Raw genomic sequence first — 13,475 nt, 5'->3', positions numbered from 1 at the left:
GGTGGTACACGTTTCAAATGCTACCCGGGTCCCTTTTCAAGTGTTAGCTACACCGCCTTTCCCGGCTGGTGAATAATTTGAAATTTTAGTGGTCGGGGATAGTCCCGTTTGTCTGTTTGGTTTTTGGGTTGCCAATCAACCGTAGTCACGTTGCTTCATATTGTTACACATTATTATATTATAGGAAATTGGTTCATGTCGAACGCTTCGTGTTCCTTGCTTGTATCGCCAGTTCCGGCAGGGACAGCAACCGTAGCCAGTTCCGCTTCGTTACGCCCCAGCAGTTCCGCCACCTTTGCCAGCCCGCCGTTGATGTTCTCCACCACCGCATCGTAGAGGTTCGTCCCCTCAATGCTTGCCAGCGTCCCGGCGGCTTGCCGCTGTTCCGCTTCGGTGGGGTTGTCGGCGTTCGCCGTGCGTACCGCTTCGCCCAGTTCGTCAAAGCTCACGCCCGTAGCCCGCCCGGTATCATCGTCACCGTCCATGTACCCGGCTATTTCCTCGTCCTCGTAGTCGGGTTCGTCATTCTCGTAACCGGGCGTTTCTTCCGCTTCGGCTGCTGCTTCCGAAATGTTTTCTTCCGGCTGTCCGTCAGCCTGCGGCGCAAAAATAGTATCATTCTCAGCCGCTTGCGGGAGGTGTCCCGATTTGTCCTGCGCTGTCCCGATTTGTCCGCCCTTGTATCGGCTTTCACCTATCAGCGTGTAGCCTGAAACCTCGTTTCGTGGGAGTGGCGCATCATCCGTTCTGCCCGGTGATGTCCGGCTGTCCGTGTAGCGATACCACAGCCATAGGGCGATATAGTACACCAAAAGCCCGGTAAGTATGCAATAGATTACCATAGTCAGACAGGCTTTTGGAAGTGGCTTTCGTACAGGGTGTTTATCTCGTCTTGGTACTGCTCGAAGTGGCGCAGCAGAATGTTTTCCACGTAGCTGCTTACCGTCACCTTTCGACCGCCTATCACCGTCACGATACGCATCAGCTTCTCGTGCGTGGTACGGCTTACATACAAGGGCTGTCGGTCTGCCAGTTCCACTTTCTGAAAGTAGGTTTCCCGGTAGTCACCCGAACCGCCCTTGCGCTTGCGGTTTGTCGTTTTCTCCACCCGCACCGTTTCAGTCTGCCGTCCCTCGTGGGCGGTTCCCGTTTCGCCGCCGGGCTGCGGTGCATCATCCGGCTGGCTCTCCCGCTTGGCGGGTACGCCCTGCGAGATAAGCTCTTTCATGAAATCCTCGTCTATCTTCGGCATCCCGCCGCTTTGCTTTGCCATATCATTGTAATTTGATGTAGTACACTATTTCGGTTATCAGTTCTTCCAAGTTGCTTCCCCTTACCAGCGGGCGGCTGGCGGGAAAGAGCGTGGAGCGGAACACCGCCTTTTTATCCGCCACCAGTTCCTTTTTGTAGCGTTTGGTATCGGGGATAAAGGTTTTCATCAGCGGCAGTTCCAGTTCCTTAATGGTTTTGTCATAGGCGGTGTAAAGGTCTGTTTTCTCCCGCCCGTCCACCATGTTCCAAAAGAGGTACAGCCCGGCAAGTCGGCAGGCTTCATTCTTCACCAATAGCTTTTGGATAGCCATTGCGAACGACAGGCTGCTTTCCAGCACCACCTTGTCGGCTGAAATGGGGGTGAAGATGTAGTCCATGCCCGCAAGGGAGTTTATCACGCCCTCGCTGTTCACCGTGCCGGGCAGGTCGAAAAACATTATATCCGGCACGTGTCCGGCAGCTATATATTCGTCAGCCGTTGCAATCGCCTTTTCAGGTGAACTGCACAATACCGGGTAGGCTTTCTTCCCCAGCCGGGTGAACTGTTCATACGCCATTCGCTTGTAATCTTCATCCGCCCCGACCTGCTCGGCATCCCGCTTTCGCATCCCGGCAATGGAATGTTGCGGGTAGTCGCAATCGACCACCGCCACATCGTAGCCTTTGAGGTAGTAGAGGTAACTCGCCGCCAGCACGGTAAAGGTGGTTTTGCCGACCCCGCCCTTTTGGGTGGAAAAGGCGACATAAAGGGGTGTTTTCTCGTTTTCCATATTGCTTTCGTTCATTATTGGTTGATAGATTTATTTATTGCTTTCAATCAATCCAGCCATATAGCTTTCTTTGTTTCCATATTTCAATCTTGTTTTCCTGCTTTCATTCTTTCTTGAAATATTGAAATCCTGCAATCGCGTTTTCTTGAAATCATGCTTTCTTTCTTGAAATATGACTTTCAATCTTGAAATCTTCTGCAAATAAAAGGAGAAAAAACGTTCGTTTTCAGATGTGTCCCGATTTGTCCTGTGCTGTCCCGTTTTGTCCACCAACCGCCTATTTTACAGCATTATAAATCACCGTTACTTTGCAGCGGAGTAACGAACCGCAGGGGGCAGAGGTGTAAAACCGAGCTGGTGAACGCAGGGCTTACCGTTCCACGCTAACCCCAATCCGTCCGTGACGGATTTCGATTTTCGTCAGAAAATAGCAAGGTGTGTTTTGTATGCTACAAAACCGTTTTCCGTGCCTGAAAACGCCTTGCCCCTTGCGGGGGTAAAAATCACTCCGAAGTCGTAATTTTTTAATCCAAAGAAGTATGGAAACAAGAAGAACCAACAAGGGCGGTCGCCCCGCCCTCGCAGACCCGGCGAAGCACCGCCATGTCCTTTACCTGAACGACCGGGAGAATGCCCGCTTCCTCTCGCAATGGGAGCAGTCGGGCGTTACGAGCAAGTCCCGGTTCATCGCCGCCCGGCTGTTCGGCGAGCCGTTCCGGGTGGTGAAAGTGGAGAAAACAGCGGTCGAGTATTGCGCCAAGCTGACAGAATTTTACGCCCAGTTCCGGGCGGTAGCGGTCAATTACAATCAAGTTGTAAAGGCATTGCACAACAATTTTTCCGAGAAAAAGGCACTGGCTTTTCTCTATAAACTGGAGAAAGCGACCACTGAATTATCTCTGTTGAACCGTCAGGTTATTGACCTGACAAACGAATGCAAGGAATTATGGTTGCCAAAATAAGCACGGGCGGAAATATGTTCGGCGCACTGGCTTATAACCAAAACAAGGTGGACAGCGAGGAAGCAAAGGTGCTTTTCTCCAACCGGATGCTGTTAAGCGAGGACGGGAATTTCTCTATCGGCGAGTGTATGCGCAGTTTTGAAATGCAGATGCCCGTCCAGCTATCCACCAAGAAGCCGATACTTCATATTTCCATAAACCCGCACCCGGAAGACGTGCTGACAGACCGGCAGCTTTCCGACATTGCCAAAGAGTATATGCGGAAGTTGGGCTATGGCGACCAGCCTTATTTGGTGTACAAGCATACCGACATCGACCGCCACCATATCCACATCGTGGGGTTGCGGGTGGACGAGAACGGCAAGCCGCTGAATGACAGGTTCGAGCATCGGCGCAGCAAGCAAATCACCCGTGAACTGGAAAAGAAATACGGGTTGCACCCGGCAGAGCGAAAGGAGCGTGCCGAACGCCCGGAACTTAAAAAGGTGGACTATGCCTCCGGGGACGTGAAGCACCAAATCGGCAACACCCTGAAAGCGGCTTGCTATGGCTACCGCTTCCAGTCGTTCGGGGAGTACAAGGCGTTGCTTGCCGCTTACAACGTGTACGCCGAGGAAGTCAAGGGTGAAGTGAACGGCAAGCCCTATCAGGGCATAGTCTATTCCGCCACGAATGACAAGGGCGAAAAGGCGGGCAACCCGGTAAAGGCTTCCCGCATCGGCAAGTCGGTAGGTTATGAAGCGGTGCAGCGCAGAATGGAAAAATCGGGTGAAGCAATCAAGAACGGCAAGCTGAAAGAGCGTACCCGGAAGATTGTCGCCACTGTCATGCAGACCGCCCGTAGCCGCAAGGAACTGGAACAGCAGCTAAGGAAGCGGGGCATTGACGTGGTATTCCGTCAGAACGACAGCGGGCGCATCTATGGCGTTACGTTCATCGACCACGACAGCCGGGTGGTGCTGAACGGTTCACGCTTGGGCAAGGAGTATTCGGCGAACGTGTTCAACGAACGTTTTTCGGGCGAAACCGGAAAGATGCACCAGCCCGAAGTGTCAGCACCGCAGCAAGACCACCCCACGCATCAGGAACAACCGGGCTTCACGCCGAAATCCGACTTCGTTCCGGGCGTGGCTTCCGTGCTGGGTGCTTTCGGCGGTTTGCTGGGCGGCGGTGCATCAGGCGGTGACGAGTCGCAGGACACCGCCCGCCAAAAGAGAAAGAAGAAAAAGAAGCGCACAAGGCGCATTGACTAACTTAAAAAAACATTACAATCATGCAACAGGAAGATGATTTGAGAGGGCTTGCACGGGTCATGGACTTTATGCGGGCTATCAGTATTCTATTCGTGGGAATAAACGTGTACTGGTTCTGTTACTCCACCCTGAAAGAGTGGGGAGTGACCTTTGAAGTGATAGACAAGATACTGTGGAACTTCCAGCGCACTACCGGGCTGTTCTCGTCGGTGCTTTGGACGAAACTTTTTGCGGTGGTGTTCCTCGCCCTGTCGTGTATCGGCACTAAGGGCGTGAAAGAGGAAAAGATAACGTGGACGAAGATACATTGCAGCCTTGCGGCGGGTGTCGTGTTGTTTTTCCTGAACTGGTGGTTGCTGGAACTTCCCCTGCCACACACGGCGGATGCCGTGTTTTATATCGCCACGCTGTCGGTGGGTTATATCTGTATGCTCATGGCGGGTACGTGGATGTCCCGGTTGTTGAAAAACAACCTCATGGAAGATGTCTTTAACACGGAAAACGAAAGTTTCCAGCAGGAAACAAGGCTTATCGAGAACGAGTATTCCGTGAATTTGCCTACCCGGTTCTACTATAAGAAGAAGTGGAACAATGGCTGGATAAATGTTGTAAACCCGTTCCGTGCCAGCCTTGTACTGGGAACACCGGGTAGCGGCAAGTCGTATGCGGTGGTAAACAGTTACATAAAACAGCAAATCGAGAAAGGTTTTGCGCTTTACTGTTATGATTATAAGTTTCCCGATTTGTCGGAAATCGCTTACAATCATTTGCTTAACCACTTGGACGGCTACAAGGTCAAGCCTAAGTTTTACGTTATCAATTTTGACGACCCACGCAAGAGCCACCGATGCAACCCGATAAACGCCAGCTTCATGTCGGACATTGCGGATGCTTATGAAGCGAGCTACACGATAATGCTTAACCTCAATCGAAGCTGGATAAGCAAGCAGGGCGATTTCTTCGTGGAAAGCCCGATTATTCTTTTGGCGGCTATAATTTGGTATCTCCGTATCTATCAAGGCGGTAAGTATTGCACGTTTCCCCATGCCATTGAACTGTTGAACAAGAAATACGCCGATGTGTTCACCATTTTGCGTAGCTATCCCGAATTGGAAAACTATCTTTCTCCATTCGTAGATGCTTGGGAATCAGACGCTCAAGAGCAGTTGCAGGGTCAAATAGCAAGTGCGAAAATCCCGCTTTCAAGAATGATTTCACCCGCCCTTTACTGGGTAATGACGGGCGATGATTTTTCACTCGACATCAACAACCCGAAAGAGCCTAAAATACTGGTTGTCGGCAACAATCCCGACCGTCAGAATATCTATTCGGCGGCACTGGGATTGTATAACAGTAGAATAGTGAAGCTGATAAACAAGAAAGGTCAGCTTAAAAGTTCGGTGATAATAGACGAGCTGCCAACGATTTATTTTCGTGGGCTTGACAATTTGATTGCCACCGCCCGAAGCAACAAGGTGGCGGTTCTGTTAGGCTTTCAGGATTACAGCCAGCTTACCCGTGACTACGGGGACAAGGAAAGCAAAGTAATCCAAAATACGGTGGGTAATGTGTTTAGCGGTCAGGTGGTCGGTGAAACGGCAAAAATCCTTTCCGAGCGTTTCGGTAAGGTGTTGCAGAAACGGCAGAGCATGACGATTAACCAGCGGGAGAAATCCACCTCGATAAGCACCCAAATGGACAGCCTGATACCAGCCAGCAAAATATCCAACCTCACGCAAGGGATGTTCGTGGGGGCGGTGGCGGACAATTTCGATGAACGGATAGAGCAGAAGATTTTCCACTGTGAAATCGTGGTGGACAATGAAAAGGTGAAGCGGGAAACCGCCCGCTACGTGAAGTTGCCGCAGATAATCGACTTCACCGACAAGGACGGCAACGACCGGATGCAGGAGGAGATACAAGCCAACTATGACCGCATCCGTCAGGAAGTCCGGCAGATTGTCGAGGACGAGATAACCCGGATTAAGAACGACCCGAAACTATGCCATTTAATCAAAGAATAAAAATAATGACAAGTCGCTTGTTTTTTTGCGACTTGCATTAAATTTAATCGGTTTCATACTTATTTAAAGCGTCTTTATACATTTCAGAACAATCATCTTGAAAAGTATCCTTATGTTCATATAATTCACATAATTTTCCATATACACTCCGATAAATAATTTGATGAGCTTTGTTGGCAAGTAAAGTTTCATTATATTCATCCATTTCTATCTCATCTTTATCTAAAACAATATTTATTAGGGATAAAATACTCTCTTTAGTAATTTTATCAATAGAAGTAAAGTTTACTCCATCTAAGCTAAATTTAGCTTGGTTATTTTCAATTTTCAAGATTTGCATAATTTTGTTTCCTTTCATTATAAGCATCTTTCCCAGCTTCAAGACTATTTATTTGTATGAGGAAATTTTGCTTTGATTCATTAATATGTGATTGTAAATGCTTATCATTTGGATGTCCGTAGTATATTTTAAATATAGGTTTGTTATTTTCGATAGTTCTTTCCGTATAAATGATATAGTCAGGTTGTATCGATGCACCTATTGTACTATTATGTGTAACAATTATAACAGGCATTTCTCTAGACATTTCTTTTAACATGATATTAATATTCTCTTTTAGAAAAACATTATCAAAAGAAGATTCAGGTTCGTCTACAAGTAACATATCATAGTTTCTTGCATCTCGAATCGCTTGAATTAAATTAAACTCTGACCGTTCTCCACCAGAAACAGGCAACCCATATTCATTTAATACGTCATAGTCAATAGTAATGAATAATTTATATATTTCATCTTTGTTTACTCCTGCTGCTTCAAGAGCTTCTATGTATTCTAATGGATTTTTGTAATGAATAAAAGAACTAACAAATGATTGCCTCTTAGGGTAATTTTTTGATAAATCTGTAGCATTAACAAATAGTCTTTTTTTTGCTACAATATGAAACTTAGAATGATAGCATTCATTGATAATTTTTTCGGTTTTTAACTTAGTACAAACTTCAATGAATTTTTTTCGTTTCATTTGACTTATAGCTATTTTATAAAAATCAATATCAGATATTCGTCCTGCAGACGAATTAAATCGTAATTGATTTTGTATTTCGCTTGTTAGTTCATTGGTTATTGATTTCCTTTTATTTCTACTAATATTTTCTATTTCTATATGAATTAACTTTATATATAATGCTTTTAGTCCATCCCTTGATATATGTAAATCAATAATATCCTTAAAAGTTTCATTGTCTAAGATGTTTCTGATATTTTCAATCAAACGTTTTAATTCATTATTATCAACAATGCTATATAGGGACTCATTATATAGTGCGCAATTTGAATAAACATCTTTTAGTCCTTCTTCCTGTGCATATTTCAACAATGAACTAACATAATTCTCTAGTGCAGTTTCATCTTCTCTTTCCGTACTATTTTTTAGAATATCATCAAGTACAGATTTGAATTCGCAAATATATTCTTCAAATAAGCTGCTTTTTTGAAATGTCATCATTTCATCAAAAAGTCTTTTCTGTTCATTCTCCTTTAAATTTAATAATTGAAATTGTTTTATATATGTAATATTGTTTTTTCCATATATTGATTCTAACAAATTTAACGTATAAGTTTTGCCGGAAGAGCGCTTTCCAAGAATGACATTTAGACCTGTTGATATTTTTATTTCTCCATTATTGATACTTATTAAATCATGTCCGCCTTCTTCTGTAAGAGAGACTTTATTTTTATCATGTAGAGCTGCTTTTAATGCTCTTAATGTTATATCACCAATGTCAAGAAAGGTCTGTTTAGAAGAGAAAGTAGTTAATGCTTCTAATCGACAATCACTAAATAAGATAGGTACTATTTCGTTTCTTTTAATAGCATATATGAATTTCTTGGGGCTACTTACTTCTCCTGTAAAAATATTATCTCCGAATAATTTTATTGTTTCAAAAGATAAACTCGGAGTTTTATCATAATGAGGTATAAGAAGATATTTTTCATAATCTGGATATATATTTATAAACTCTTCATATGATAAACTATCAGTAGCTAATGTAATTTTGTTTTTCACACAATCTGCACGTTTGCTAAATTCTTCTAAGTTAGAAGAATCTGAAATGAGTAGCAAATGCCCACCGCATAAATTTATTTCTATACCTGGAAAAACTACAATATTATTTAGTAACGTTGTTATTTCTCTAAATTGCGTAATATCAAATAAATTGTGATTGGTTATTGCAATACAATCTATATTCATGGCATTAACATATTCTTGTAAGCGAATTAGGCTGAAATTGAAATCCGCATCGCTTATACTTTTGACTGTATGTATGTGTAAATCAATCTTTTTCATATCAATATTTATAATAAATTACTTTTACAGTAAAAGTTCTATCTTTTTAGCTATTTCTTCCGATGTAGGTAATAGTTTTTTGTAGGCTTCGGGTAATTCGGAAGAAAGGCTGTATGTTGCCACCCCGATAGGCATATTGGAACTTTTCAAGGCATACTCCACTATCATGCGGCTTTTGGACTTACAGATGATAATACCGATAGCTGGATTTTCATGTGGTAATTTCACCGTATCATTCAGTATGTTCAGATAGAACTCCATTTTACCTTTATACTCCGGCTGGAACTCTCCGATTTTCAGTTCTATGGCAATCATAGCTTGTAAACGCCTGTTGTACAGAAGTAAATCTATGAAGTATTCTCTCCCGTCCACTTCCAGCCGATATTGGTTGCCTATGAATGAAAAATCCGTACCGAACTCCATAAGGAACGCACGGATATTCTTAATAATAGCCTGTTCCAGTTCATATTCCGAATGTTCCTCTGTAAGTCCTACAAGGTCAAATGTATATTCATCTTTTAATGCAAGTATGGCTTGATTTTTTATGTTATCGGGCAAGGTTATATCGAAATTACTTTGTCCAAGCAGATAGTTCTCGTAAGTTTTGGCTTCTATCTTATTAAGAAGAACATTATTAGTCCACCCATATTTCTTTGTCGCCAATATATAAAATTGTCGTTGCTGGGTTTCCTTGCACTTCGTCAGAATGACTATATGTTTTGACCAGCTAATTTCTGCGAGCAATGTTCGCAGAATTTCATCAGACTGATATTCAGTATAAAAACGTGCCATGTCCCATATATTCCGTGCACTAAAACCTTTTATTCCCGGAAACTCTTTCTGTATGTCCCGTGAAAGGTTTTCCACAACGGATTTTCCCCAACCTAATGCCGTCTGTTGCTCGGTAATCCGTTTGCCGACTTCCCAATATAAGGCTATCATTTCTTTGTTTACTGCCTTTAATGCTTCATACTGGGCAGACCTGATACGGGCGGTTATCTCATTTTTGAAGTTGAGATATTCGGGGGATAATATAGGACTGTTTTTCTCTGTCATATTATGTATGTATAATAACTGATTACAAAGTTATGTTTTTCTTTGGATTAAGTAATGGATTGCTCCTACTTTATCATCTCTTTTTCATCTTACCCGGACAAATCGGGACAGCACAGGACAAATTCGGACAGCCCTTGCCGCTCGTCTAAATATAGCATATTTAGTCGCTACCTTTGGACGGGACTATTCCCGTAACCACTAAAATTCCAATTATTTATGGCAAACAGAATGACCCCGCCCGCAGAGGGACAGGGAAAAGACGTGCTGCTGGTCTTGGATAAACAGCAGGGAAAGGTGAGTGCTGTTAAGGGTATCGACAAGGAGGGCAATTTGCAGACCGTACCGCCGACACGGGGCGGCGAGTTCATGCAGGTGGACAGGAACAGCGATGTGCTCAGCAACTTCATTTCCAATTTCTTCCGCAAGTTCCAAGACACTTCCGGGCTGGAACTTTTCAGTGTCAGGGCTTCCGAGGTGGAGCTACACGCAAAGGCAATCGAGGACAACCACCGTAACCCTACACCGGAGGGCAACAAGCGGGCTGAAATGCTACGAGTTCCGAAGCCCGACTTCCACGAGTTCAAGCAGGGCTATCGCTTCGACCCGGCAAAAATCGACTGGAAGAATCTGAAAAAAGTCGGCATCACCGCCGACACCCTGAAAAACACAAGGGACTTCGACCGTGTAATGCGTGGCTACAAGTCCCGCAACACCTACACCGTTTCGGGGACGGTGGGCGGCTTCTACCTCAAACCTACCGATGTCAAGCTCTCTTTCTATCAGGCTAAGGACGGCACGGTAGTACCCAAGCTGCACGGCGTGCAGCAGGACGAGAAACTGTTGCAACGCCCATACAACGGACACGAGTTCACCAAGCAGGAACAGGGCAACTTGCAAGGCACTGGCAACTTAGGCGGTATCGCCCGAATCAAAGACCCGAAAAGCGGCGAGCAAATCCCCGTGTTCGTCAGCCGGGACAGGTACACGCACGAACTGGAGTATATCCGGGCTGACAAGTGGAAATGCCCCGATACAATCTGTAACGTGCAAGTCAGCCCGGAACAGAAAACCGCCTTTGAAGCCGGAAAAGCAGTGAAAATGGAAAACCTGCAATTCAGTGACGGCACGAAGCGCAGTGCCTATTTGCAGGTCAGCGCAGTGGAGCGTGGCTTGGAGTTCCTGCCGAGGTCTGCCGTCCAGTTCTTGCAGCAGGGACAACAGCCCGTAGAGCAGCAGGTAGCTGGGTTAAAGGATGGAAAGGGCGTTGAGTTCAACGGTCATGTGCAGCCCAGCGCACAGGGCAAATCCCCCGACAAGGTGCAGCCGAAAGACGTTACCCCCGCCGCCGAGAGCCGGACGCAGGTAGCGGTCAATTCCGAGGGCAAGACCAATGAAGTCACCAAGCAGGGCAAAGAGCCGCTGAAACAGGGGCAGGACAAGCCCACCGCCAAGCAGAAAGAGAAGCAGGAGAAAGCGCAGGACAAGAGTCTGAAAGCGGACAAGCCCAAGAAGTCTAAAGGAATGAAAATGTAATATCCACCATTAAAAAGTAAAGAATTATGATTGCATTGATAGCAGAGAAGCCCAGCGTGGCAAAAGACATCGCCCGCATCATCGGGGCGACCCAGCGTAATGACGGTTATCTTTCCGGCAACAGTTATCTGGTGACATGGGCGTTCGGCCACTTAATCCAGCTTGCCATGCCGGAAGCCTACGGCGTGGCGAACTTCCGCAGGGAGAGCCTGCCTGTACTGCCGACCGATTTCCAGCTAATCCCCCGTCAGGTGAAAGCGGAGAAAGGTTACAAGGCAGACCCCGGCGTTCTGAAACAGTTGAAGGTGATAAAGGAAGTTTTCGACCAGTGCGACAAGATTATTGTAGCGACCGATGCCGGGCGTGAGGGCGAATTGATACACCGCTACATCTATAACTATTTGGGCTGTACCAAGCCCTTTGTACGTCTGTGGATAAGCAGCCTTACCGACAAGGCAATCCGTGAGGGGCTGGAAAATCTGCAATCGGGCGGCCGTTACGATAACCTCTACCTCTCTGCCAAATCCCGCAGTGAAGCGGACTGGCTGATAGGGATAAACGCCACCCAAGCGTTGAGCGTGGCAGCCGGGCAGGGCGTGTTCTCGTTGGGCAGGGTGCAGACACCTACGCTCGTGATGATATGCAGCCGCTATTTGGAGAACAAGAATTTCGTACCCGCCAAGTTTTGGCAACTCAAAGCCCATACTGCCAACGGGGAAATAAGTTTCACCGCCCAATCGACCGCCAAATGGGAGCAGCAGCTCGAAGCCATAGCCGCTTTGCAACGGGTAAAGGATGCCGGGCAACTTGTAGTTAAATCCGTTGAGAGGAAAGAAGCCAGCCAAGAACCGTCGCTTTTGTACGACCTTACCACGCTGCAAAAGGAGGCAAACACGAAACTGGACTTTTCGGCAGACAAGACGCTTTCCATAGCGCAAAGCCTGTATGAAAAGAAAGTGATGTCCTATCCGAGAACCGGAAGCCGCTATATATCGGCGGACGTTTTCGATGAAATGCCGGAGCGTGTCGCCCTGCTGGGGCAATACCCCCGCTTTGCCGGGTATGCCGCCGGGCTGGACGGCACACCCCTGAACCGCCGCAGCGTGAATGACGGCAAAGTGACCGACCACCACGCCTTAATCATTACCGAGAACCTGCCCGGCGAACTCTCCAAAGACGAACGGGCGGTTTACGAGCTGGTAGCCGGGCGTATGCTGGAAGCCTTTTCAGGCAAGTGCGTGAAAGACGTTACCACCGCCGTGCTGTCAGGGGGAGATACCGACTTCACGGTGAAAGGGTCTGTAATGAAAGAAGCCGGGTGGCGTGCCGTGTTCGGCGAGCAGGAAACGGGCGGTGATGAAGAAGCCGCCAGCCTGCCGCCACTCCAAGAGGGCGAAAGCCTGCCGATTTCCAACGTGGAACTATTGGAGAAGCAGACCAAGCCGAAACCGCTGCACACGGAAAGCAGCCTGCTTGCCGCAATGGAGAACGCAGGCAGGGAACTGGAAGATGCCGAACTGAAAGCCAGCCTGAAAGATACCGGGATAGGCACGCCCGCCACCCGTGCGGCGATTATCGAAACGCTGTTCGCCCGCCAGTACATCGTGCGTGAGAAGAAGAACCTTGTGCCTACCGAGAAAGGGCTTGCCGTTTACAAGATTGTCAAGGATAAGAAGATTGCCGATGTCGAAATGACGGGCATGTGGGAAACCGCCCTTGCCAAGATAGAAGCGGGCAGCATGGATGCCGACACGTTCCGAAAGGGCATTGAGGTGTACACCGCCCAAATCACGGCGGAACTGCTTTCGGTGCAGTTGTCTGTCGCCAATGACGAAACTTGTTCCTGCCCCAAATGTAATAACGGGCATATCTTGTTCTACCCGAAAGTGGCGAAGTGTTCCAACGTGGATTGCACGCTTACCATATTCCGCAACAAGTGCGACAAGCAACTGACTGACAAGCAGATTGTCGAACTGGTAACGAAACGCAAGACCGGGCTAATCAAGGGCTTCAAGGGCAAAAACGGCAAGGCTTTCGATGCTTCGCTGGTATTGGACGAGCAGTTCAATGTCGCTTTTTCATTCCCCGAAAAGAAAGGAAAGCCGAAGAAATAGCCTATCTTTATCGCTGAAATTTCATTGTGATAGGTTTTGCCACTTATGATAATTGAAATTTTAGTGGTTGTGCCCGGCGGGAAAACCGGGCGTGTAGCTAACACTTGAAAAGGGACCCGGGTAGCATTTGAAACGTGTACCAC

General features: G+C 46.7%; 11 protein-coding genes. 5 read left to right on the top strand and 6 right to left on the bottom strand.

Going from position 1 to position 13,475, the window contains the following annotated elements:
- Positions 1–173 precede the first annotated feature (173 nt).
- From DWZ67_RS19620 to DWZ67_RS19610, 3 genes are read right to left on the bottom strand one after another with little or no spacing between them, the layout of a single operon-like run.
- A complete protein-coding gene (locus DWZ67_RS19620) occupies positions 174–842 on the bottom strand; it encodes a hypothetical protein (protein ID WP_120139542.1) in 669 nt (222 codons plus the stop codon).
- 2 nt (positions 843–844) lie between these two features.
- Positions 845–1,273 carry a DUF3408 domain-containing protein gene (locus DWZ67_RS19615; RefSeq protein WP_120139541.1) on the bottom strand — a complete coding sequence of 143 codons (429 nt, stop codon included), beginning with the start codon at positions 1,271–1,273 and terminating at the stop codon, positions 845–847.
- A gap of 1 nt (position 1,274) precedes the next feature.
- Positions 1,275–2,057, bottom strand: a complete 783-nt coding sequence (locus DWZ67_RS19610) for a ParA family protein (RefSeq protein ID WP_120139540.1) — start codon at positions 2,055–2,057, stop codon at positions 1,275–1,277.
- A gap of 524 nt (positions 2,058–2,581) precedes the next feature.
- Here DWZ67_RS19610 and mobA point away from each other — a divergent pair.
- Genes mobA through mobC form a run of 3 tightly spaced genes read left to right on the top strand, consistent with a single transcriptional unit; the run spans position 2,582 to position 6,281 of the window.
- Positions 2,582–3,004 (top strand): conjugal transfer protein MobA, encoded by a 423-nt coding sequence (gene mobA, locus DWZ67_RS19600; protein WP_120139538.1) that lies wholly within the window; start codon positions 2,582–2,584, stop codon positions 3,002–3,004.
- Positions 2,989–4,257 carry a conjugal transfer protein MobB gene (gene mobB, locus DWZ67_RS19595; RefSeq protein WP_120139537.1) on the top strand — a complete coding sequence of 423 codons (1,269 nt, stop codon included), beginning with the start codon at positions 2,989–2,991 and terminating at the stop codon, positions 4,255–4,257. The genes mobA and mobB overlap by 16 nt, the downstream gene beginning before the upstream one ends.
- A 20-nt stretch (positions 4,258–4,277) precedes the next feature.
- Positions 4,278–6,281, top strand: a complete 2,004-nt coding sequence (gene mobC, locus DWZ67_RS19590) for a conjugal transfer protein MobC (RefSeq protein WP_120139536.1) — start codon at positions 4,278–4,280, stop codon at positions 6,279–6,281.
- Between the two features lie 43 nt (positions 6,282–6,324).
- Here the strand turns inward: mobC and DWZ67_RS19585 are convergent, their stop codons facing one another.
- Genes DWZ67_RS19585 through DWZ67_RS19575 form a run of 3 tightly spaced genes read right to left on the bottom strand, consistent with a single transcriptional unit; the run spans position 6,325 to position 9,685 of the window.
- Positions 6,325–6,639, bottom strand: a complete 315-nt coding sequence (locus DWZ67_RS19585; RefSeq protein ID WP_083589334.1) for a hypothetical protein — start codon at positions 6,637–6,639, stop codon at positions 6,325–6,327.
- Complete coding sequence (locus DWZ67_RS19580; protein WP_120139535.1) at positions 6,602–8,629, bottom strand: hypothetical protein; 2,028 nt, start codon at positions 8,627–8,629, stop codon at positions 6,602–6,604. The genes DWZ67_RS19585 and DWZ67_RS19580 overlap by 38 nt, the downstream gene beginning before the upstream one ends.
- Positions 8,630–8,653: 24 nt before the next feature.
- Positions 8,654–9,685, bottom strand: coding sequence for a YhcG family protein (locus tag DWZ67_RS19575; RefSeq protein ID WP_120139534.1), 1,032 nt, complete (start codon positions 9,683–9,685; stop codon positions 8,654–8,656).
- 216 nt (positions 9,686–9,901) lie between these two features.
- Here DWZ67_RS19575 and DWZ67_RS19570 point away from each other — a divergent pair, with 216 nt between their 5' ends.
- Positions 9,902–11,218: a DUF4099 domain-containing protein gene (locus DWZ67_RS19570; protein ID WP_120139533.1), complete on the top strand. Its 1,317-nt coding sequence runs from the start codon at positions 9,902–9,904 to the stop codon at positions 11,216–11,218.
- A 26-nt stretch (positions 11,219–11,244) separates the two neighbouring features.
- A complete protein-coding gene (locus DWZ67_RS19565) occupies positions 11,245–13,332 on the top strand; it encodes a type IA DNA topoisomerase (RefSeq protein ID WP_120139532.1) in 2,088 nt (695 codons plus the stop codon).
- Positions 13,333–13,475 lie beyond the last annotated feature (143 nt).

This window comes from Bacteroides sp. AF34-31BH (genome assembly GCF_003602795.1).
Lineage (GTDB): Bacteria > Bacteroidota > Bacteroidia > Bacteroidales > Bacteroidaceae > Bacteroides > Bacteroides uniformis.
The sequence above is the reverse complement of the archived record's forward strand: the minus strand, read 5'-3'. Positions and strand labels throughout refer to the sequence as shown.

What these genes read in the sequence shown, in the direction of transcription:
- DWZ67_RS19620 (WP_120139542.1), bottom strand. Translation starts at nt 842, where the DNA reads ATGGTAATCTATTGCATACTTACCGGGCTTTTGGTGTACTATATCGCC.
- DWZ67_RS19615 (WP_120139541.1), bottom strand. Translation starts at nt 1,273, where the DNA reads ATGGCAAAGCAAAGCGGCGGGATGCCGAAGATAGACGAGGATTTCATG.
- DWZ67_RS19610 (WP_120139540.1), bottom strand. Translation starts at nt 2,057, where the DNA reads ATGAACGAAAGCAATATGGAAAACGAGAAAACACCCCTTTATGTCGCC.
- mobA (WP_120139538.1), top strand. Translation starts at nt 2,582, where the DNA reads ATGGAAACAAGAAGAACCAACAAGGGCGGTCGCCCCGCCCTCGCAGAC.
- mobB (WP_120139537.1), top strand. Translation starts at nt 2,989, where the DNA reads ATGGTTGCCAAAATAAGCACGGGCGGAAATATGTTCGGCGCACTGGCT.
- mobC (WP_120139536.1), top strand. Translation starts at nt 4,278, where the DNA reads ATGCAACAGGAAGATGATTTGAGAGGGCTTGCACGGGTCATGGACTTT.
- DWZ67_RS19585 (WP_083589334.1), bottom strand. Translation starts at nt 6,639, where the DNA reads ATGAAAGGAAACAAAATTATGCAAATCTTGAAAATTGAAAATAACCAA.
- DWZ67_RS19580 (WP_120139535.1), bottom strand. Translation starts at nt 8,629, where the DNA reads ATGAAAAAGATTGATTTACACATACATACAGTCAAAAGTATAAGCGAT.
- DWZ67_RS19575 (WP_120139534.1), bottom strand. Translation starts at nt 9,685, where the DNA reads ATGACAGAGAAAAACAGTCCTATATTATCCCCCGAATATCTCAACTTC.
- DWZ67_RS19570 (WP_120139533.1), top strand. Translation starts at nt 9,902, where the DNA reads ATGGCAAACAGAATGACCCCGCCCGCAGAGGGACAGGGAAAAGACGTG.
- DWZ67_RS19565 (WP_120139532.1), top strand. Translation starts at nt 11,245, where the DNA reads ATGATTGCATTGATAGCAGAGAAGCCCAGCGTGGCAAAAGACATCGCC.